Genomic DNA, 21061 nt, shown 5'->3' on the forward strand with positions numbered 1-21061 from the left:
CCAAAGACTCAACCGAGACCGAATACGCCATGCGCCTTAATGATTTAGTCGATTCCGCCCTGCCCGATTCTGTGCGTGCCCTCGATCTTGAGGGCTGCCGTCAGGTGCTGGAGCGCGCTCTGGAAGGCGCGGATGACGGCGAGATTTATATAGAGTCGCGTGAAAGCGAATCCCTCGTCTTCGACGATGGCCGTTTGAAAGGTGCGACCTATGGCGCCGATCAGGGTTTCGGTCTGCGCGTCGTGGCGGGTGAAACCACCGGTTTCGCTAATGCCGCCGAACTGAGCCTGGAAGCCGTTAAGCGCGCTGCCGACGCGGCGGTTCTGGCCAAGCAGGGCACGGCGGTGAATGTCTCGGTCGGCCACAACCCGCCGCGCTCCAATCAACGGCATTATGGCGATCACGACCCGATCGGCGAAATGCCTTTCGCCGACAAGATCGCCCTGTTGCAGGCCATCGACGCCTATGCCCGCGATCTGCATCCCGGCGTGGTTCAGGTCTCGGCCTCGGTAGCCGCGGATCAGCGTCACATCACCATTCTGCGTGCGGGCGGCGAGATATACCACGACTACCGCCCGCTGGTGCGGCTTTCGATCGGCGTATCGGTCGAAAAGGATGGTCACCGCGAAACGGCATCTTCCGGCGGCGGCGGGCGCATTTCGGTGTTCGACCTGACCGATCCGAAGAAATGGCAGGCGCAGGTCGATGAGGCCCTGCGTCAGGCGCTGGTCAATCTCGACGCCATCCCCGCGCCTACCGGTGAAATGGACATCGTCCTGGGCCCCGGCTGGCCCGGCGTCCTGTTGCACGAAGCCGTCGGCCACGGCCTTGAGGGCGATTTCAACCGCAAGGGCACCTCGGCTTTTTCCGGCAAAATGGGGCAACAGGTCGCCGCCCGTGGCGTCACAGTGGTCGACGACGGCACGATCAGGGACGCACGCGGCTCGCTCAATATCGACGACGAAGGCACACCGACGAAAGCCACGACCCTGATCGAGGACGGCATTCTGGTCGGCTATATGCACGACCGCCTGTCGGCAAGGCAGATGGGTGTCGAGGCCACCGGCAACGGGCGGCGTCAGTCCTACGCGCATCAGCCTCTGCCCCGCATGACCAACACCTTCATGACGGGGGGCCATGACAAACTGGCCGACATGATCGCCAATACGAAGCGTGGGCTTTACGCCACCAATTTCGGCGGCGGTCAGGTCGACATTACCAATGGCAAGTTCGTTTTCCAGTGTACCGAGGCCTATCTGATCGAGGACGGCAAGGTCACCGCCCCGGTCAGGGGCGCATCGCTGATCGGCGACGGCCCGGCGGTCATGCAGCAGGTCGAGATGGTCGGCGACGACTTCGCTTTCGACCCCGGCGTCGGCACCTGCGGCAAGGCGGGCCAGAGCCTGCCGGTCGGGATCGGCCAGCCTTCCCTGAAAATCCGCGGCCTGACGGTGGGTGGCACATCGTGACAAATGCCGTCAGGTTACACATTTAACCATTTGTAAAGCCTGATGTAATTTTCACGCATTTTGCAGTTGCGGTCATTCCGGACTTGCCCGGTGCGACGGATAACGGCATAATTGCCGTTTATTGCTGTTAGAGCGGAATGACATTCCGCTCAAGCCGCCATTGAGGCGGCGGCCAAGGTGGCGTAGCCACCGCCCGGCGAAGGACTAATACAATGTGTGTGTGCGGAAATTCAGGGGTCTTATGCGGCGGTTATGGCTGACATCGGTATGCGTTCTGGCTTTGGCGGCGACGCCGGTCATGGCGGCGACCCACTACACCATCGGCGATTTCGCCGGTAAGCCCGTGCAGTCGGCGGCCGATGCCGTCAAATATATCCCGAACTTCATCCTGACCGGCTCCGGTGGCAACAGCAATCTGCTGATCGACGGCGAGCGCCCCAACGACCTGTCCGATGCCCTCAATCGCCTGCCGATGGCGCAGGTCGAACGTATCGAACGCATCCCGGCGGGGACGGCAGACTACGACATGCAAGGTCATGCCGAACTGATCAATATTGTCCGTAAGTCGATGAAAAAGCCGGTCGTCACGGTGACGAGTTCGGCGAATGTCTACACCGACGGCAAGGTCAAGCCGCAACTGGGCTTTACGTGGCAGAAGAACGCCGGAGGGCGCAATGTCGAGGCAGGGGTCAATCTCTATCAGAACAATGACGACGGCACGGGTCACGGCGAAAAGCTGACCACCCAGGCCGACGGCACCGTGCGTCATCAGCATCTCGATTCGCAGGGGCAAAATCAGGGGGCCGAGGCACGTCTGGCCTGGGCCGGGCCGATTCAGGGTGGTCGCCTGTCGATGGAAGGCAAGTTGCGCTACGCCGAGTCGGGCTTCGATGCGGTCTATGAGAACGGCGTCACCGAATACGAGCAGCGCGAAAGCGAAAGCTTTTCTCAGGAACTTTCAGGCCAGTATCAGAAAGACCTCACGCCACAGGTCAAGATCAGCGTCAATGCCCGCGCCAAGTCGAACGACACCACCAACCAGACCGACCGGCAAAAACCCGACTATTTCTCGCATTACGAGGAAGACAAGCTGACCTCGGAAGGCAATCTGTCGGCGCAGGCGACGTGGCGCTACAGCAAGGCCCTGAGCCTGCAAGCCGGGGGCGAGCAACGCTATAACGGCTTCGACGCCCGCAGCCAGTCGGTCGGCTCGTGGCTCGATGAAAACGAACTGCCCGGCACCAACCGCACGCGTGGCGAGGAGCAGCGCGGCTCGCTCTATGTGTCGGGCAACTGGCGCCCCAGCGAGGTCCTGAGCATCGATAGCGGTGTGGCGGTCGAAAGTATGGAATTCCGCCATCGCGGCAACTATCAGGCGGCCCGCAGCTACGCCTACCCCAAACCGCGCCTCAGCCTGCAATGGAAGCCGGACAAGACCTTGCAGGTACGCCTGAGCCGCACCCGCGAAGTCGGCTATATCGGCTACGGCGATTTCGTTGCTATCGCCAACTGGCAGTACGAGAAGCCGGATCAGTTGCTCTATCCGCTCGATCTGGTGCCCTACCGGCAATGGACGAACGAGGTCAGCGTCGATTATCGCTTCTGGGACAAAGGGCAACTGGTCGTGCGGCTGTCGCAGAACGACATCGACGACGCGGTCGAGCGCGTCCCGCTTTATACGCAGAACGGCGGCATAGGCGACATCATCGGCAATGTCGGCGACGGTGAGAACCAGCAGATATCTACGCAGCTCAACCTGCCCGTTGATGCCTATCTGAGCAATGCTATGTTGCGCGTCAACGCCGCGTGGAACGACTCGGCCATCACCGATCCGGTGACGGGTGAAAGACGCCGTATCTCCGGCCAGACGCCGATGACCCTGTCGTTCAGCTTCAATCAGGATTTACCGGGTATGTCGTGGGGGTGGTCGGTCGATCGTGGCTGGGAAAACAGCGCCTGGCGCTCGAAGGAGACCAGCCGTTCGGAAGGCTCGCCGTGGGTCAGCCTCTATGCCGAGTTCAAGCCCTCGCCTAAACTTTCGGTGCGCACGGAACTGCAAAATCTGGGTTCGCGCACGACCAGCTACGACCTGATCCGCTATGACGGCCTGCGCGACCGGACGGCGGTCAGCTACGAGGAATCGACGCGCCGCGACTCCGAACCGAAGCTTTACCTGCGTATCCGCAACGAGCTGTAAAACAGCCCCCTCCTCTAACAAAAACCCCGTCCGGATCACTCCGAGCGGGGTTTTTGTCTGATCCGACTCCGGACCGGAAAGTCGAGAGATTTGAGTCGAATAATAGCCGGCAAGCGCCGCAGGTACTAAAGTACCTGCAAGCGCAGACTGCGTATTAATCGGCCAAAGACCTCGATTTTCCCTTACTTAGTGTCGTTGGCGCCGTAGGCCCACTTCGAGATGAAGAAAGACAGGACGAACAGGAAGGCACCGAGGCCCACACCCCACCAACCGATCAGGCTGAAGGTTTGCAACGAGGTATTGAGCGCCGCACCGGCGTCCAGCACCTGACCGCCGACGGTTTCGGTCGAGGCCATCTTGGCAATGATCCCGGCGAGGAAGTGCGCGCCGGACGAGCCGAGGAACCAGATCGCCATCATGGTCGAGACGAGGATGGTCGGCGACAGCTTGGTTTGTTGCGACAGCCCGACCGGCGACAGGGCCAGTTCCCCCCAGGTGTGGAAGAGGTAGGTCAGAAGCAGGAAGACCAGCGGCAGACGGAAGGCGCCGTCGGCGAAGCCCTTGCCCCAGACCAGCACGAGGAAGCCGAGACCGGCCATGGCCAGACCGAAGGCGAACTTCTTGACCGGATCGGGGTCCTTGCCGCGGTTGCCGAGGAAGGTGAAGATCGCCGCGAAGATGGGCGCGAAGATCAGGATGAAACCGGCGTTGAACGATTGCGTTTGCGAGGCCGTCAGGCCGCCGTCGATCCACACATAACCCGGCGCGAGCGTCAGCGCCGCCAGTTGCTCGGACGAGGCCATGACGAAGGTCTTGCCCAGCATGGTCCAGATGACCGGATCGGCCAGCACGGTCAGGTTGGTGTTACGCTCGGAGAAGAGGTTAAGCGAGGAGCCCGCCTGTTCGAACAGGGTGAAGAATACCACCGAGGACAGGGACAGGATCATGGCGAGGCCAAGGCGGAAGTTCTCGACCTTGGTCAGCTTGGTGACCATGGTCGTGATGACATAGGCCAGAATGCCGAACGCGCCGATACCCAGCGCCATGCCGACGATGGTGTGGCGCTGAACGACGAAATAGATGACCGGCACGCCGAGGATACCCAAGATATAGATCAGGTGCTCCTTGGTGATACCACCGACCTTTTGCGTAAGTTTCTCAGGATAGGGCGCCTCGCCCTTGCCTTGCAGCATGCCCTTACCGAGGATGAACCACAGCAGACCGGCCAGCATGCCGACCCCGGCAAGACCGAAACCGGCCCACCAGCCGACCGTTTGCCCCAGATAGCCACAGAGAATGGCCGCCCAGAACGAGCCGAGATTGATGCCGAAATAATAGAGCTGGAAGCCCGAATCGCGGCGCGGGTCCTTTTCGGGATAAAGCTGACCGACAATGGTCGAGATATTCGGCTTGAGGAAGCCGACACCCATGACGATCAGGCCCAGCGACAGGTAGAAGGCGTGTTCGGCCCACGGCGTGACGACTTTTTTGCCCAGTTCGTAACCACCGGTCGGCAGTACCGTCGGCAAGGCCGAACCGGCCGGAAGGCCCTTGATTTCCATGCCCGTGGTCGAGGTCGCGTAATCATAGGTCGCGTCGCCGACCTTGAGTTTCAGCGGCGCCGACGGGCTATCGGTTTCGCGGACGAACTCGTAGGTCGCGCCCTGATAGGTCAGGGTCTGGATATTGGCCTTGCCTTCCAAGCCCATGCCGAAGTGACCGGCGACCAGCAGCAGACCGCCGAAGATGATGGCGCGGCGCGTCCCGATCCAGCGGTCGGCCACAAGACCGCCTACCAGCGGCAGCAGATAGACCAGCGTCGCGTAGGACGCGTACATATCGTTGGCCTTGTCATCGTTGAACAGGAAATGCTGCGTCAGATAAAAGATCAACAGGCCGCGCATGCCGTAGAAGGAGAAGCGCTCCCACATTTCGGCAAAGAAACAGACGAACAGCCCCTTGGGATGCTTTCGCATCTGGATCAGGACGGTGGGGACGGTGATCAAGGTGATCAGAATCCCCACAAACAGAACGATATTCAGCATATATTTGCCCCGGAAAGCCTGCGGGGGCGGCATATACCGGGCCCTTTTAACGCGCAGACAGTTACATTTGCCGCGATAGGAGCAGCAAATTAACCGGTTGGCAAGCTTAGTTCCGTTTCAGGCGAAACCGCATCCAGCCTTAATAGGCTTCTTCTGTGTATAGTTTGCGAAGGTCACCCTGCCATTCGCCATTATATTTGGCCAGCAGACGCTCGGCGGGGGTAATGCCGCTGTCGGCGATCTCAAACAATTCAGCCAGATAGCCGCTTTCATCGACCATACCGCCCGACAGGCGATGACGGCGCTTCAAGCCCCCTTCGGCGATTGTGAGCATGTCCGTCGCCACGTCCTTCACCGGGCGTCCGGCGATCTCGCCGTGCAAACCGGTTTTGGCGGCCATCGCTCGAAGCGCGTTGTGGTCGGCGCTGGACCAATCCTTGACCAGATCCCACGCGGCTTCCAGCGCCGCGCGATCGTAGAAGATGCCACCCCATAACGCGGGCAAGGCGCAAATCTTGCTTAACGAACCGCCGTCGGCGCCGCGCATTTCCAGATATTTCTTGAGACGAACTTCGGGGAACAGGGTTGTCAGGTGATCGGCCCAGTCATCGATGGTCGGGCGCTCACCCGGAAGCGCCGGCAGACGACCTTCGAGAAAATCGCGGAACGACTGCCCCGACGCATCGATATAGCCGCCGTTCGGCGCACCATAGCGTTTGACGAAATACATAGGTACATCAAGGGCGTATTGCGCATAGCGCTCGTAACCGAAGCCGTCTTCGAAGACGAAATCGAGCATCCCTGTACGGTCGGCGTCGGTATCGGTCCACACATTGGCGCGCGCCGACAGGAAGCCGTTCGGCTGGCCTTCGGTGAACGGCGAATTGGCGAACAGGGCCGTGGCGATCGGCTGCAAGGCCAGAGAGGTACGGAATTTCAGCACCATGTCGTCTTCGGACGCGTAGTCGAGATTGGCCTGAATCGTCGAGGTGCGCAGCATCATGTCGAGGCCGAGATTGCCCACCTTCGGCATATAGGCGCGCATGATATTGTAGCGGCCCTTGGGCATGACGGGGGTTTCTTCGCGCGTCCACAGCGGCGAGAAACCGACGCCGAGGAAACCGAGGCCCAGTTCTCCGCCGACGGCCTTGACCTCGTCGAGGTGCTGGCTTGTCTCGGCGCAGATGTCGTGAATGGTCTCCAGCGGCGCGCCGGACAACTCGAACTGCCCACCCGGTTCCAGCGACACCGAGGCGCCGTTGCGCATCAGGGCGATGATATTGTCACCTTCGTAAACGCCGTCCCAGCCGAAACGCATCAGGCCGTTGAGCAAGGCCTGAATACCGTCGGGACCGTCGTATTTCGGGCGGCGCAGATCGTTGTGGTGGAAGACGAATTTCTCGTGCTCGGCCCCGATACGCCACTGGTCGCTGGGCTTTTCCCCGGACGCGAAATAGTCGAGCAATTGCCGATGAATCTCGATCGGCTCCGCATCCGTCTTATCAGCCACGCCCGGCCCTCGCTTTAATTGCGCCTGTCTGTATCCGAAACCGCTAGACACTTTTCGGGACAGGCTCTGAATAACTAATGAAATGGATTGCGACCACAGACCGGGGCCTGAATCGTTCGCTTCCGTGTTACAATTCAAAGGCTATATGGGCGCAAGTTTCGGGAGGCACAAGTCAGATCGACTAAACTATTTCCAGTCGCCGCGTACCGCCTGATAAAGGGTCAGGGCGGCGATGGCCGCCGTATCGGCCCGCAGGATGCGCGGGCCCAGATTGACGGCATAGGCGTTCGGCAAACCGCGCAAGGTGTCGCGCTCATAGTCGTCGAACCCGCCCTCCGGACCGATTAGCAGAGCCACCGGCCCCTCGCCCACGGCCGTCAGCGCCTCGATCATCGGGGGGATGGTGCGCGCATCGGTCTCATGCGTCGAATCTTCGTCGCCATAGATGACCGTATCCGTCCCCGACTTCAGCCACACATCCAGCTTCACCGGCGGCAGAACCTCCGGCACGTCGAGCCGTTCGGTCTGTTCGGCAGCCTCCTGCGCGATCAGTTGCAAACGCCCGACATTGGTGTGATCGGCATTGGTCCGACGCGTAATCAATAGTTGAATTTCACCGACTCCCAGTTCGGTCGCCTTCTCGATTATGGTTTCGAGACGCGCACGTTTCACCAGTGCGATCAACAACTTCGGCGGATTGTCTGGGGCCGTCTGTACGCGGGTTCTGGTGATCAGCTCGACATGGACGCGCTTCTTGGTCACGGCGTTCAGCCGCGCGGTCCATTCGCCTTCGCGACCATTGAAGACGCTGATTTCGTCGCCCACATTCAGCCGCATGACGAGCGCGACGTAGCGGCCCTGATCGGGATTGAGCGGGAAGACGAGCCCCTCGGCGAAGGGCGGCGTGGTTTCGGCGATAAACAGTCGGATCATAGCGACTGAATAACCTCGCGCCCCTTATTTGCCAATACGCGTCGAAATAAAGGCATCGATGGCCTCCGTATAGGCGCCGGGCGTGCCGACCAGCCGGTTGATATCGGCGTGGCTCAGGGCCTCTTTCTGAACCGGCGCGGGCTTGCCGAGGCTTTTCAGTTTCGCGCTAAGGGTGTCGGCCTGAGCGCAGGGCTTGTCCGGGCGTTTGGTCGAGCAGACGATCATCATCGGCACGGCCTGCGGCGTCAGGCGCGCCAGCGGCGAGGCCTTGGACCACTTCGCCGGATCGCTGCCGAAGGCCTCGGTATAGAAGGCCGGCAGGCGTTTCTGGCTCATGGTGGCCTGCAAATCCATGGTCGCCGAATCGAGCACCACGGTCCCGGACCAGAGCCTGCCGCCCTTCGCCGTCACGACCGACGGATCGGCAGAGGTTACGGCCACAAGCTGCGCCCCGGCGCTATGGCCCATCAGGATCAGGCGGTTGACGTCTCCGCCCCATTTGACCGCGTTTTTCTGAATGAAGGCCAGCGCCGTGGCGATATCGTCAGCCTGCCCATAGGCGTCGGCGGCGGGCAGAAGCCGGTAATTGACGCTGATCACGATATAGCCCTTAGGCAGCCAGTGTTTCAGCTTGTTCTCGATGGAGCCGGTATTGCCCTTGTCGCCGATCTTCCACGCGCCACCGTGGACCATGACGATCATCGGTGCGTTTTTGGCGTTCGCCGGTGTATAGACATCGATGGCCTGCAAGGCGTCGGTGCCATAAGCCAGGGTCTGCTTTTTCGCCCCCGCCGCGATGGCGCTCAGATCGATGGGACGCGCCTCTTCCGCCTTCTTGGTTTGCAGACGGTCGGCCATGCGGTCTTTCAGACGCTCGCGGATAGGGCCGCTCTGGGCCAAAGTCGCGGCCGGGACAGCAACCGTCATCATAAGAGCAAGGCAAAGCGGTAAAATGCGCATGGTCAGTCTCCGTAACTGGATATCTATACGCCCGTTTTTCAGTTTCCCCTGCGGGCTTGGCGAAAAATCCGCTCCGTGTTACCGCTACATCAAAAATACAGGGAGACATGATCATGAAAACGGCATCGACACTGGCGCTGATCGCCGCCGCCGTGCTGACGACCGCTGCCGCGCCCTTGCCCGCGCCGTCCATCGACGGCTTCGGCGATGCGATCCACCATTGGCAGAACCGCAACGGCAAGGCCTATGCGCGCTATGCCGAGAGCGATGTGGCGGCGATTGCCGATAATATCCTGCTGCTTCAGCACGATAATGGCGGCTGGATCGAAAACCGGGACCCGCTGCGCATACTGTCCGACGCCGAAAAAGCCGAGGCCCTGAAAGAGAAATCGTCGCCGAATTTCAGTTTCGACAATCGCAATATCTATACGCAGGTCGATTACCTGATGCGTGCTTATAGCCTGACGGGCAAGATGGCCTATCGCGACGCGGCGCTGAAAGGCCTCGACCTGATCCTGTCGCAACAGGTGTCGACGTGCGGCGGCTGGCCGCATTCGGTGCCGTCGAAGACGACCTATCACGACAAGATTACGATGGCCGACGAGGTGACGTCGGGCAATCTGCGCCTGCTGCGCCACATCAGCATTGGCGACTATCCCTTTGATAAGCTTGCAACCTCGTGGCGCGATCGGACCAAAACAGCGCTTACCAAAGGCGATGCCTGCCTGCTGAAACTGCAAATCCGTCAGAACGGGCAACTGACCGGCTGGGCCGGGCAATACGATCCGGTGACGCTGGCGCCGGTCAAGGGCCGCAGTTTCGAACTGGTCTCCATCGTGTCGCAGGAAAGCGTCGAAAACGTCCGCTACCTGATGAGCATCCCCAACCCGTCGCCGGAGGTCATCGCCTCGGTCGAGGGCGCGGTGGCGTGGTTCAAACGCTCGGCGATCACCGGCAAACGGCTGGAGACCTTCGCCCTGCCTGCCCCAGTCAAGTACGACTATCACACGGCGACGACCGACAACCGGCTGGTCGACGATCCGAACGCGCCGCTGCTGTGGGCGCGGTTTTACGATATCAATGATAATTCGGTCATACTGGCCAATCGCGACGGCGTAAGAGTCAAGGATTACGCTGACATCCATCCCGAACGCCGCTCAGGCTATGGCTGGTACGGCGCATGGGGTCAACGCTTGCTCGATGTCGATTATCCGGCGTGGAAGACGCGGATTGCTAAGTAAATCCTTCCCCGTAAACGGGGAAGGATGAAGGCTCCAACTAACGGGTCGTAGGGCCTGCGGCCCTACTTCTTCTCAGCTAGAATATCATCGAGATAGTAGGCCTTCTTGCCCTCGATCTTTTCCAGACGCGGATATTTCAGCCCGCCGGTATAGTCGATCTTCACCGTCGTATAGGTTTTCCCACGCTTGATCAGCAGCTCGACCGGCGCGCCATTCGGCTTGGCGGCCGCCGCGACCGCCGCTTTCAACCCATCGGCATCGAAGGCCACACCATTGACGGCGACGACGGTCATGCCCTGCCCAAGTCCGGCCTTGAAGGCGGGGCTGTCCCAGAAGACATTGCTGACCTCGCCCGTCGGCGTGGTGACGATCAGGCCCAGCGAATAGCTGAGATTAACGACCTTCTGCTTCTTTTCCAGCGCCCGAATCCACTCGGTCGGTTTGTCGGTATAGACGAGCTTGTAACCGCCGCGCTCAAGGCCATCGAGGAAGCTGCCTTCGGAGGTCTCGTAGATGCGCTTTTTCAGGAAACTGTCCCAATCGTAGGGATAGACGCTGTTCAGCGTCGCCACCACGTCCTTGAATTCGTAGGTTTCCGGTGTGAACGAACCGTCCTTGATGCCGAAAAACGCCCCGGCAAAATCGTCGAGCGATTTCTTGTTATTGGTCTTTTCGCGGATCAGGGTGTCGGCATCCAGCCATACCAGAAGCCCGACATTGTAATAGTCTTCGGAGCGTTGCTGACTGACCCAGTTCTTCGGCGCCCGAGCCGAAATGACCGGATCGTTGGTCGTGTCGATCACCGGGCGCCACTTCGAGCCCTCGTAATGGTCGAACAACGCAGCGATCTGGGCGATGGCTTGTTTGGCCTGTTCCTGAGAATACATCCCCGACCGCGCCGACAGCATATAGCCCCAGTATTGCGTCTGGCCTTCATAGACCCACAGAAGACTGCCACGCATGGGTTCATGGAAGTCGTGGTTGTAGAGGTCCGCCCCACGACGGAACTTACCGTCCCAGGAGTGCGTATATTCGTGCGCCAGCAGATCGCGACCGACGAATTCATTGTTCCAGTCGGTGAAATATTTGGGCTCGTGGCCGTTTTCCGACGAGCGATGGTGCTCAAGCCCGATATCGCCCATCTCTTCCGACAAGTGCAGCAGGAAGTCATAGTGGTCGTAGTGCTGCGATTTGAACACCTTGACGGCCTGCGCGACCATCTTTTTGTGCAGAGCGACCTGTTCGTCCGTGGCCGCCAGATCGCCCGGCTTGTCGGCAAAAACATTCAGACGTACCGGGATCTTCGGATCGACCGACAAATCAATGGTCTTCTTGTACTTGCCGGCGAACATCGGCGAATCGATGAAATGCTCATACGGCAGCGGCTTGAAGGTCACCGTGCCATCGGCGGCTTTGGACGCCGTGTCGAGCGCCGCCGCATACTCCCAGCCTTCGGGCAGTTTCAGCGTTAGTTCGGTCGGGATATTTTTGGTGTAATAACCCGCCGGATACATCGACAGGTTTTCCCATTGCAGGTTCATCATCACGTCGGTAACGACAACACGCCCCGCCGCCGTGGTCATCGGGCTGAGGAAATCGAACTCGGCCACCACTTCCTTGGCGCCTTCGGGCACGGTGATGTGGAACGCGGTATATTCGACCGGATCGCGCAGCCAGGTCACCGACTGACCGCCCGCCAAAAAGCGGATATTGGCGATCTTGTCGGCCTGAGGCCGCGGAGCGTGCTTGCCCGGCAGCCAGCGCGGCATGATCAGGGTCAGCGGTCCGGCCTTGGTGACAGGGATGACCTGACGGACGCGGATAACGCGCTGTTGAAGGTCGGTGGCATCGACGAAGACCTTCAGCGTGCCGGGATAGGCGATGTCCTGCGACACCGGCAGCGGTGGCGTGGCCGGTGCGACGACCTGCGCCGTCACGGGCATCGTGGCCACTAAACCGGCCAGCACCAAATAGCTGACACCCCAGAACTTCATCGCTTTATGCATCACGCGCCTCACTATTAATAATGGCGCCCAACCTAATGAACGCGCCCGAGGCTTGTAAAGTCACAAAAATTACAAAGATCTAGTGCTTGAGGGTAACCTCCGCGCTGAGCGGTATGTGGTGATTGCCGATGGTGTCATGCACGACAACCTCGATCTTGTAGACACCCTCCGGGTCGGTGGCCTCGAAATCGAGCACCAGAGTCGCCGCGTTGTTGAAGATATTGGTCGCATTCATCGTCGCGCCCTTGAAGCCCAGCAGACCCTTATGGTCGGCCTTGCTTTTGGTGCCATAGACCTGTCCGTCGGGTCTCAGGACGCGGATATCGTAGGTCACATTGCCGAAGCCTTCGTCCAGCGCAAAGCCCATGAACAATACCTTGGCGGCGATCTTGTCCCCCGGACTGGCCGTTTTGATGAGGGTCAGTTGCAACCCCTGATCGGCGGGCTTCTTGAATTCGGCCAGACTGGCTTCGCCGACCAACACCAGCGCGGCGCTGAACGGCCCGTCGGCATTGGGAAAGGCCTTGGTTTGATTGGCTGGCGGCGTAGCGGCCAGAATCGGCATAGCCAAACACGCCGTAAAAAGACCGGCACTCAGCAACGCAGCGACGAACAGAATGGGTTTCATGCGTTCCTCCCTCGAAACTCAACAATATTGAACAATGTTCAATTTGAAGTCAAGGCGTATCGAACACGCTTTCGATGAACACACCGTTGGTCAGGGTCTTGTGTACCGGACACTTGGCAGCCACCTCGAACAGGCGTTGGCGCTGCTCATCCGTCAGATCCGGCCCGGTCAGGGACACCGTCTTGGAATAGATGTCCGCCTTGCCCGACGGATGATCCTTGACGCGGTCGTAGGTCAGACGCACCGCGACGTCGTCCAGCGGCCAGCCTTTTTGCTGCGCGTACCAGCGCACGGTGATCGCCGTACAGGTCCCCAGCGCCGTCAGCAGGTAATCATAAGGGGACGGCGCCAGATCGAGCCCCCCTTTCGCGACCGGCTCATCACCGGACAGGGCATGGCCACTGACCTCGACCGCCACGCTGAACGGGCTGAGGTGCGTTTCCTCGACATGGGCTTCGATATGGTCGGACATGCGGTTATTCCGGTAGCGGAATGAATTCGATTTCGTCGCCCGGCACCTTGGGGAAGCGGCCTTCGCGCCAGTCGGCCTTGGCCTGCTCGATGCGTTCCTTGCGTGACGAAACGAAGTTCCAGTAGATGTGCCGCTCGGTGAAGGGTTCACCGCCGACGACCGCCAGCTGCGTCTCGGTCTCCGCCTTGATGGCCACCGCCGCACCGGTCTCCAGAATGACCATGTGGTGCTCATCCACCGGCGTACCGTTGACGCTGACCGCGCCGGTGACAACATAAAGCGCGCGTTCGGCCACGTGGGTCGGCAGATCAAGCACCTGCCCCGGCGTCAGACGCGCCTCAAGATACAGGGTTTCGGCAAAGGTCTTGACCGGAGACGTCACCCCATAGGCCGTCCCCATCATGACCCGCACCGGCACGTCTTCGACCGATACCGCCGGGATATCGGCGGAGTCGTAATGGTAGAACGCCGCGTCGGTTTCCTCATCGGCTTCCGGCAGGGCGTGCCACAGTTGCAGCCCGTGCAGGGACCGCGGCTGTTCGATCCCTTCGAGCGGTTCGCGCTCGGAATGGACGATGCCCTTCCCTGCCACCATCAGGTTGATATCGCCGGGCGAGATCACCTCGCTCGACCCCAGCGAATCGCGGTGGTGAATATGTCCTTCAAAAAGATAGGTTACGGTCGCCAGATTGATATGCGGGTGCGGACGGACATTGGTTCCGGTATTGGGCTGAAACACCGCCGGCCCCATATGGTCGAAGAAAATCCACGGCCCGACCATGCGGTGCTTCGCGAACGGCAGGATACGCTTGACCATGAAACCACCGAGGTCTTTCTCGCGCGGCGGAATGATGAGGGATATGGCGTCGGACATGGGGAACTCCGGCTTAATCATGCAAACGACGGAACGGTAACACCGTATTTCAATCGCGCCTACGATGCTTTGAAACTCAAGAGAAACTATGCGGTTTCGGGGGCAAGGTCATGCGAAATTTTTACATACGCAAACCCGGTTAGGGTAAGCCCCAAACGCAGAAAAGCCCGCTTGTGCGGGCTTTCTAAGATGTTATTTTAGCTGAGATAATGGGTGCGGGAGCCAGATTTGAACTGACGACCTTCAGGTTATGAGCCTGATTGAATAAGCGGGAAGCAGTTAAATTTATTGATTATTTTGATATCGAAAAAATTTGTGTGCTGAAATGTGTGTTAAATTTCCGGGCTAGTAGGCGGATAGCTCATTTTGATCTGTCTTATCGGGGATGCCGGGTGGGCGGGTTCGCAACCGGCGGGGCAGAGCCCCAAGAGGTGGCCAGTCAGAAAGTCAGCACATCGCTGGCTTTCCGGTCCCTCAAGTCAGGCGCAACGGTAAATGTACGGAGTACCATCAACCGTAACCTGAGCGTAATCCATCGATAAGTCGCGGCCGATCGCTTCGTAATCGATATAATTGCGAAGGGTCTCAGGAATCACCCCGTAAAGTCCTTCTGCGACAAACTGCTCGGCAAGATCGCTCATGCGGACGCATTCATATAACTCGACGTCAAACCGATCCGGTGAATCCTTGCTAATGTTGAACCTGTAGCCCGCCTCACCTACCGCAATAATTACCTTGATTTTGTCTGTATCGTCCCATTCTTCAACGGCTTGGAAATAGCCCTCAATGTCTCCCTGATGAACATCAAGGGCTGCAAAGAGCGCGCAATCAAGGCTGTCTCCATCGATAAATTGCATTTCAAACTCTTCAACCGGCTGGCCGTAATCGTTCACTAGAGATTTGGACTTGAGCGAGTATTCCTCCTTGCTTTTGAAATAGAACCCGCCAGCGGAAATATCGTAGGGTTGAGCGTAAAGGGTGGTCATTTGCTTGTCCTCTTTGGGTTAGGGGTTGCGTGATGCAACCCTTGGCTCCCGCCGAGGGTGGGGTTAGCAAACGTACAGGGTAGTCCGGACTGAGGGGGATCACCCGGTCTGCAAGGCAAGCATTGCCTGAAGACCGGGGATACAGCCCGGACCATTTATCGCAGACCCTTACGGGCGCGAGGGGCGACGCCCCTTAGCTCTGTTCTTCCTTTTTCGAATGAACTCGCGTTTGATCAAACAGCGACAAACAGTCGAAGTTATGCTGCCTCCCAGACACGGTTTAGTATTTGGGCTGCCAGTGCCGCCTTATCCTGCGGCAGGAACCGTCCGTAGTGCTGGGAGACCATTTCAGGGGTGTCCTGAATGGCGTAGCTTGCCTGTTCATACGAGCCGGTTTGCTTGAGAATATGGGTGGCGAGGACATCCCGGACATTGTGCGGGCCGTGAGGCAATAAGCCCTTGATCGCGCCGCGGCCGGTGTAGGGGTTGTATATGCCATACCGTTGGATCGTCAGCTTCCAAGCCTCGTAGAAGGTCGTCTGATTGTAGGCCGCGCTGGCGCTGGTTTGTTTGACCGACTTGACAAAGAACGTGCCAGGATCGTCTGCCGGGCCAATCAGCACCGCCCGGTGACGACTTATCCAGGCGTCGATCATATCGTAGAGTCCGCCGAGATCCGGCAGCACCAACCGAAACGGCTTCGAGCCGAAAAAGGATGACGTGGCGTTCTTAAACGCGACGGCGGGGATGAGCACTTCCCAACCGTTATCGCGATGGCTCCACCGGAGTTCGCCACGCTTCAAATTTTCAAGGTGCCGCTCTATGGTCGGCACGCGGTCTTTAGGGCAGATGAGAAGTTCACGGAGGTTCTTCTGCCGCAAACCCAAATGCAGGCCCAGACGCAGCAACAGGAACGATCTGACAGCCTCGGCTTTGGCCTTGGGGTAAAGCCGCTCATCAGGCATGAGACGCAGGATTTCCTCGGTGATCTTACGATACTCACCTAACGGGCTGTCGGCCTCCAGCACCGCAAGGATCGGTTCAAACGGATCACGGTGAACCTTGGCGACGCGGCTGATCTCCTTTTCGCGGTGACGCGCGTGGCGGAACAAATCATCACATGCCCCTGCCCAGTTCGCCTGCACCCGTGCGACGTCCTCCTCGCTGATAAGACCCGGCACAGGTCGGAGGCGCTCGGCCAGGTGCGGCATTTGACGTAACCAGCCCGTATCCTCACGCACCATCGACTGCCCTATGACGAGCATATCGCTTTCCCAAGCGGTGTAAAAACCCCGGCGCTGCTCCCGCCACTGAAGATACCAGTCCCAAACGGAGGGTATGACCAGCATGGCGAAGGTTAAAGCTTTTGGGCTCATTCCATATCCGCGAACCGGACTATCCGGTTTCGCGATGAATGCACCGAATAACAGGCCAAGATGCTCCACCTTCTGATCAGAGGTTTCGTCGTTCCAGACACCATTGCGCTGAAAGCCATAAGACGTCAGCGTCGCCGTCTTAAAACGAATGAGGTCCGACATTTCCTGCTCAAGATGGACGGGCGCGAGCGTCGAAACCGGCATAGCCGGATTATCGCTTTCCGCATCGCTGGCGTCGGTGTCTGCGGGATTGGTCAGCCCAACAATACGCCCATTACGTATGCTGCGAAACCTGATGCCGTATCTTTGCTTGCTGGCCGCTGCCTGATATTTTCTATAGTCGGTTGCCCCGGTAATGATCGTGTTTGTCACCCATTGAAGGATTTCATCCTGTTCGACCAAAGGGCGGTATCTGAAGTTATCCGGCAAATGCCAGGCCAGACGCCTTCGAACCGACGGCTCGATATCATCCAGCCTATTCCCCGTGACCGCTCTCGTCCGGTGCGGTAGCCGGGCGCTGAAATAATTCATCGGCAGTCGATACCGACGCTCGATGCGATTCAGGAGCGCGAAACTTTGAGATGTCTGCGGTGATCGCCTGCCCTTTATCCAATGCCCTAACAGGTGAGCATCAAGACTCATATCTTCGCCGGAAACGGCGCGGCTGAGGTGGTGTGCACTGTCGCCATGTCGGCGCATGTGGAGCGATAGCATCTGTGAGAATGAGGATGTTTCAATCCAATCGGTCCATTTGGCCTCAGGAAATTCGACAATCTCTCTGGGCTTCGGCCCGCGCTTTCTTTCACCGCCGCCTGGCTTCGCCACAATAGGCCTGATCTCGCCTTTCCGAGGGCGGCCCCGTTTTCGTTTCGGTGCCTCCGTCGGACCGTCTATCGAAATTTGAACGGCAGGCGGTATTACAGGTGGGCTGGAAGGCGGCAGGTATCTGGCCTCACGCGGGACTATTCCAGGGACAAATTGTGGCTCCCCCGCATCTGCCAGGGCGCGACACATGGCGTCGAACACAGGACGAATGTGCGAGCGCACATCAAACAGACGCTGCTCATCAATGCCGGTCACCTGCCCGACCGCTGCGCAATCGATGTGGTTCTTGCAATACGGCGGGAAGATGCGGCGTTCGAGAAGGTCGTTCAGATAATGTCTCAGTCGATCAGTTTCATGCGGTGATAACACCGACGACAGGCGAACCTTGCAAAAGTTGGAAATCATTCGAGGGGTGAGTTTGGAAACAGGTCTCATTGCGCTTTCTGACATTGAAAAAAGAAAGCGCCGCTCATGCCGCAATCCATAACGTGCGGCTACCACCTTACCTTTGATTCAATATGCATAGGTCAATAATCTTGGCTATACACGGCACGCTACGATCTAAAACACTATAAATAAATTTAGCAAATCAATATCTTATGAATTATGCAGCTCCACACTGTCGTATTGCCGAACGCCCGGCAAGATATCAGGAGGCATGTTTAAGTGCGCAAATTCAATCTCTTAAGCCAAAACAGCCTCATGACGCAATCACGAGTCTCCCGATTTTCCGATGTTCAGAAAATCACTTAGCCAACTTCGGAGGCATTGCTTTTATCTTGCATTCCAATCAAGCTTTAAGGTTAGCCATTAATGCCACCTCCAACTCCCCAGTAGTTTCTGCAAAAACGACTAGTCGACTCCCTGAGTAACCTGCCGCAAACAAAAAATGTTCACATGCATCATTATGAGATTCAAATGCAGAAGTCGGCGTATCTAAATGGTTCCCGTCTTCGAGAAATTCATCCGCAGCATCCTCAAACTCTGCTGCTAAATCTCCTGAAAAACAAATTTCCTTAAGGGGAACCATTGATACCCAATCTGACATTTTCTCCAAAATAATAGGGGCTGTCATCTTCGTTGATTCGATCAAAAGAGCTGCCCCTTCTGTTATTGACGCTTTAAATGATTCGTATTCTCGATAAATATTTACTTTATATTCGAATAGCTTGTTGATTTCCATTTTAGTTTCCGTTTCGAATGTCTCTAATATTTTTTTCGAATGCTTTTATTTCACGTTCCAAATGAGCGATTCTACGCTGATGTTGCGCTTCAATGACTTCTTTGGAAAGATTTTCCATTCCGGGGCGGACAGTTGGATTAGCTTTGAATTCAGCTAACTTTGTTTGGTGTTCTACGATCCGTTTTTCATACGAACGTATAGCACGTTGAGCCTCATTCGACAGTGTGCGACTGCCAGTCGTCTCCGCCACTTCCGCAGCAGCGGCTCGACCCAAGAATGCACCGCGCGCCGCCCCAAGCGACAAAACGGTGACTACTTGTTCACCCAGCATCGCACCAGTCCCAACGACTGCTTCAGCCTTCTTTCCGTTTGCCCAATTAGTGCGCGCATCATCCCAAGACACTTGACCTGGAACCAGTGCTCGAAGAACGATGCTGCTTTCAATTCGAACAGAACCATCTGCCTGTCGGTAAGTTCCTCCCGTTAAGCATTTGACCAGCTCTTCACACATCCCGGTAGGATCGGTATGATTCACTGGATCACCCCCTACGTAACCGTACAAATTCAGATCATCCTCTGCGCCGATGGGGTCAGTTTGGAGGAAGCGTCCATAGATAGGGTCGTACACACGCGCCTTGTAGTAATAAAGCCGCGCTTCCGGCAGCACCGTCTGGCCCGTGTAGCGGAACTTGGCGCCCGTCCATGAATCCTGATCGGCTTCGTTCTTCGGTTCGCCATAGGGACCGTATTTGAACACCTCCAGCTTATTGCCGGACATGTCCGTCGTGGCGATGATCGAGCCCTGATAGTTGGTATAGTAAAAGCCGTTGGTGTTGTTCGTATAGTCGATCCACATCACCGGATCATCGGTATTCGGACCGTGGATATAGCGCTTGGTCGGCGAGGTGCTGTTGCCGTTGAACTCGGCGATCAGGTCTACGCCGTCGTAGAGGTACTCTGTCCATGTCCAGCCGCCATCGCTCGAATAACGCGCCAGACGCCCTTCCGGGTCGTAGTCGAGCCTGAGGTTCGCGCCATTGCCGGTCGCTTCCTTGAGCCGGTTATAGAGGTCGTAGACAAACGCCCGACCGCCCGTGCCTTCACCGATCAGGTTGCCGCGCCCATCATATCCACCTACCGCAGCTATCCCGGCATCACGGTTCAGACCGTCAAAGGCGCGGGGATCGGTGCTGTTTTGCGTCTCGCGGTAGTCATAGACATCGGTCGAGGCATTGACGCTGGTCAGTTGCGACGCCGGGTTATAGGCAAAGCTCCACGTTACGTCGTAATTGGTGTTGGCCAGATTGTTCTGGATCGACGTTACCCGCCCGACATTGTCGTAATCATAGCAGGTTTCGTTCGTATAGCAGGTCGCATCGCTGTTGATATAGACCCCGCGTTGCAACTTCTTGCGCCGCCCCTGATTGTCGAAATTCTGCGAGAAGGCGGGCGAACAGCCGCCACCGTTCGGCAGACAGGCCCACGCAACGCGCGTCCGCCCCAGAATGTCGTGGTCGTCCGTATTGATGCCGAAACCGTCGGAATAGACCAGAGCACCGCGCACGCCATGGGGCCAGATACCCAACCACTGACCGCGCCCGTTCATGTCCTGGGTTGAAACCATATAGCCAAGACCGTTGTACCAATAGGTGATCCCTTGCCCATCCCAGTGGTCGAAGCGCTTTTTCAGTACCTTTCCGGTCAGGTCATAGGTTGTGTAGATCGGCCGGATTGAATTGCCGGGGTTAGATTGGGTTATTTCCCGATTGAGATTGTCATAGACATAGGCAATGTACCCGCCGTCGCGTCGCCGCCAGCCCTCCCGGTTGCCATTGGCATCGTAGGAGAAGCTTTCGTAATCCGTGCTGCTAATGCCACCGGATGTCGCCAGATTATTGGGATTCCACGCCGACGGTCCCGTAATCGAGGGATAGTTGATACCGACAAGCCGGTCGAACCCGTCATAGGTCATCCGGGTGCGATTGCCGTTGGCGTCGATCGAATCCAGCACCTTGCCATTATTGGAATGGGTGAAGCTCGAATAAGCACGTTGTGCGGAAGTACCGACGGCTTGCCATACCTGTGTCACCTGACCGGCGGCATCATAGACCGTCTGACTGATCCGGTCCGGACCATAAGTCCCTTCACTGCCAAGACTACAAGCGCTCGCCGGTAAGCTGCCGAACGCCGCCGGGTTCATGCGAACCGCCGTGCATTCTGGACGGCGGACGGCGTCGTAGCTGATCTGGGTGACCTGAACCGTCGTCTCGGCCAGTGCGCCTGTGGCAAGCGCTAACCCCGCGACTCCGGCAACCGTCGCCACAAGCTTAGCCCAGACACGTCCTATCGTCTTGTG

At 58.1% G+C, this 21061-nt stretch carries 15 protein-coding genes; 3 read left to right on the forward strand and 12 right to left on the reverse strand.

Annotation, left to right across the window (positions count from 1 at the left end):
* Positions 1-29: 29 nt before the first annotated feature.
* The gene (tldD, locus tag AEYBE204_RS38925) at positions 30-1469 is read left to right on the forward strand and encodes a metalloprotease TldD (protein WP_023464102.1); all 1440 of its coding nucleotides are present in this window, start codon (positions 30-32) and stop codon (positions 1467-1469) included.
* 241 nt (positions 1470-1710) lie between these two features.
* Entirely contained in the window at positions 1711-3666 is a 1956-nt protein-coding gene (locus tag AEYBE204_RS38930; RefSeq protein ID WP_023464103.1) for a TonB-dependent siderophore receptor, read from the forward strand.
* Positions 3667-3848: 182 nt separating this feature from the next.
* Here the strand turns inward: AEYBE204_RS38930 and AEYBE204_RS38935 are convergent, their stop codons facing one another.
* The 4 genes from AEYBE204_RS38935 to AEYBE204_RS38950 all read right to left on the reverse strand — a co-directional run bounded on the left by AEYBE204_RS38935 (position 3849) and on the right by AEYBE204_RS38950 (position 9114).
* Positions 3849-5711 carry a peptide MFS transporter gene (locus AEYBE204_RS38935; RefSeq protein WP_155908519.1) on the reverse strand — a complete coding sequence of 621 codons (1863 nt, stop codon included), beginning with the start codon at positions 5709-5711 and terminating at the stop codon, positions 3849-3851.
* 139 nt (positions 5712-5850) lie between these two features.
* A complete protein-coding gene (locus tag AEYBE204_RS38940; protein WP_023464105.1) occupies positions 5851-7221 on the reverse strand; it encodes a glutamate--cysteine ligase in 1371 nt (456 codons plus the stop codon).
* A 186-nt stretch (positions 7222-7407) separates the two neighbouring features.
* Positions 7408-8154 (reverse strand): 16S rRNA (uracil(1498)-N(3))-methyltransferase, encoded by a 747-nt coding sequence (locus AEYBE204_RS38945; RefSeq protein ID WP_023464106.1) that lies wholly within the window; start codon positions 8152-8154, stop codon positions 7408-7410.
* 24 nt (positions 8155-8178) lie between these two features.
* The gene (locus AEYBE204_RS38950; protein WP_023464107.1) at positions 8179-9114 is read right to left on the reverse strand and encodes an alpha/beta hydrolase; all 936 of its coding nucleotides are present in this window, start codon (positions 9112-9114) and stop codon (positions 8179-8181) included.
* 113 nt (positions 9115-9227) lie between these two features.
* On the opposite strand from AEYBE204_RS38950, the gene pelA reads away from it, so the two are divergent.
* The gene (pelA, locus tag AEYBE204_RS38955) at positions 9228-10355 is read left to right on the forward strand and encodes a pectate lyase (protein ID WP_031231638.1); all 1128 of its coding nucleotides are present in this window, start codon (positions 9228-9230) and stop codon (positions 10353-10355) included.
* 62 nt (positions 10356-10417) lie between these two features.
* On the opposite strand, the gene AEYBE204_RS38960 is transcribed toward pelA, so the two are convergent.
* From AEYBE204_RS38960 to AEYBE204_RS38990, 8 genes are all read right to left on the reverse strand, one after another.
* Entirely contained in the window at positions 10418-12361 is a 1944-nt protein-coding gene (locus AEYBE204_RS38960) for a M61 family metallopeptidase (RefSeq protein ID WP_023464109.1), read from the reverse strand.
* A gap of 79 nt (positions 12362-12440) precedes the next feature.
* Entirely contained in the window at positions 12441-12989 is a 549-nt protein-coding gene (locus tag AEYBE204_RS38965) for a hypothetical protein (protein WP_023464110.1), read from the reverse strand.
* Between the two features lie 49 nt (positions 12990-13038).
* Positions 13039-13461, reverse strand: a complete 423-nt coding sequence (locus tag AEYBE204_RS38970; protein WP_023464111.1) for an OsmC family protein — start codon at positions 13459-13461, stop codon at positions 13039-13041.
* A gap of 4 nt (positions 13462-13465) precedes the next feature.
* Positions 13466-14335, reverse strand: a complete 870-nt coding sequence (locus AEYBE204_RS38975) for a pirin family protein (protein WP_023464112.1) — start codon at positions 14333-14335, stop codon at positions 13466-13468.
* Between the two features lie 479 nt (positions 14336-14814).
* Positions 14815-15321, reverse strand: a complete 507-nt coding sequence (locus AEYBE204_RS38980; protein WP_023464113.1) for an antirestriction protein ArdA — start codon at positions 15319-15321, stop codon at positions 14815-14817.
* A gap of 257 nt (positions 15322-15578) precedes the next feature.
* Positions 15579-17957: a hypothetical protein gene (locus tag AEYBE204_RS40940; protein WP_235068278.1), complete on the reverse strand. Its 2379-nt coding sequence runs from the start codon at positions 17955-17957 to the stop codon at positions 15579-15581.
* Between the two features lie 355 nt (positions 17958-18312).
* Entirely contained in the window at positions 18313-18705 is a 393-nt protein-coding gene (locus AEYBE204_RS38985) for a hypothetical protein (protein ID WP_023464116.1), read from the reverse strand.
* Position 18706: 1 nt separating this feature from the next.
* Positions 18707-21028, reverse strand: coding sequence for an RHS repeat domain-containing protein (locus AEYBE204_RS38990; RefSeq protein WP_162148422.1), 2322 nt, complete (start codon positions 21026-21028; stop codon positions 18707-18709).
* Positions 21029-21061: the final 33 nt, after the last annotated feature.

The sequence above is a fragment of the Asticcacaulis sp. YBE204 genome, from assembly GCF_000495855.1.
Lineage (GTDB): Bacteria > Pseudomonadota > Alphaproteobacteria > Caulobacterales > Caulobacteraceae > Asticcacaulis.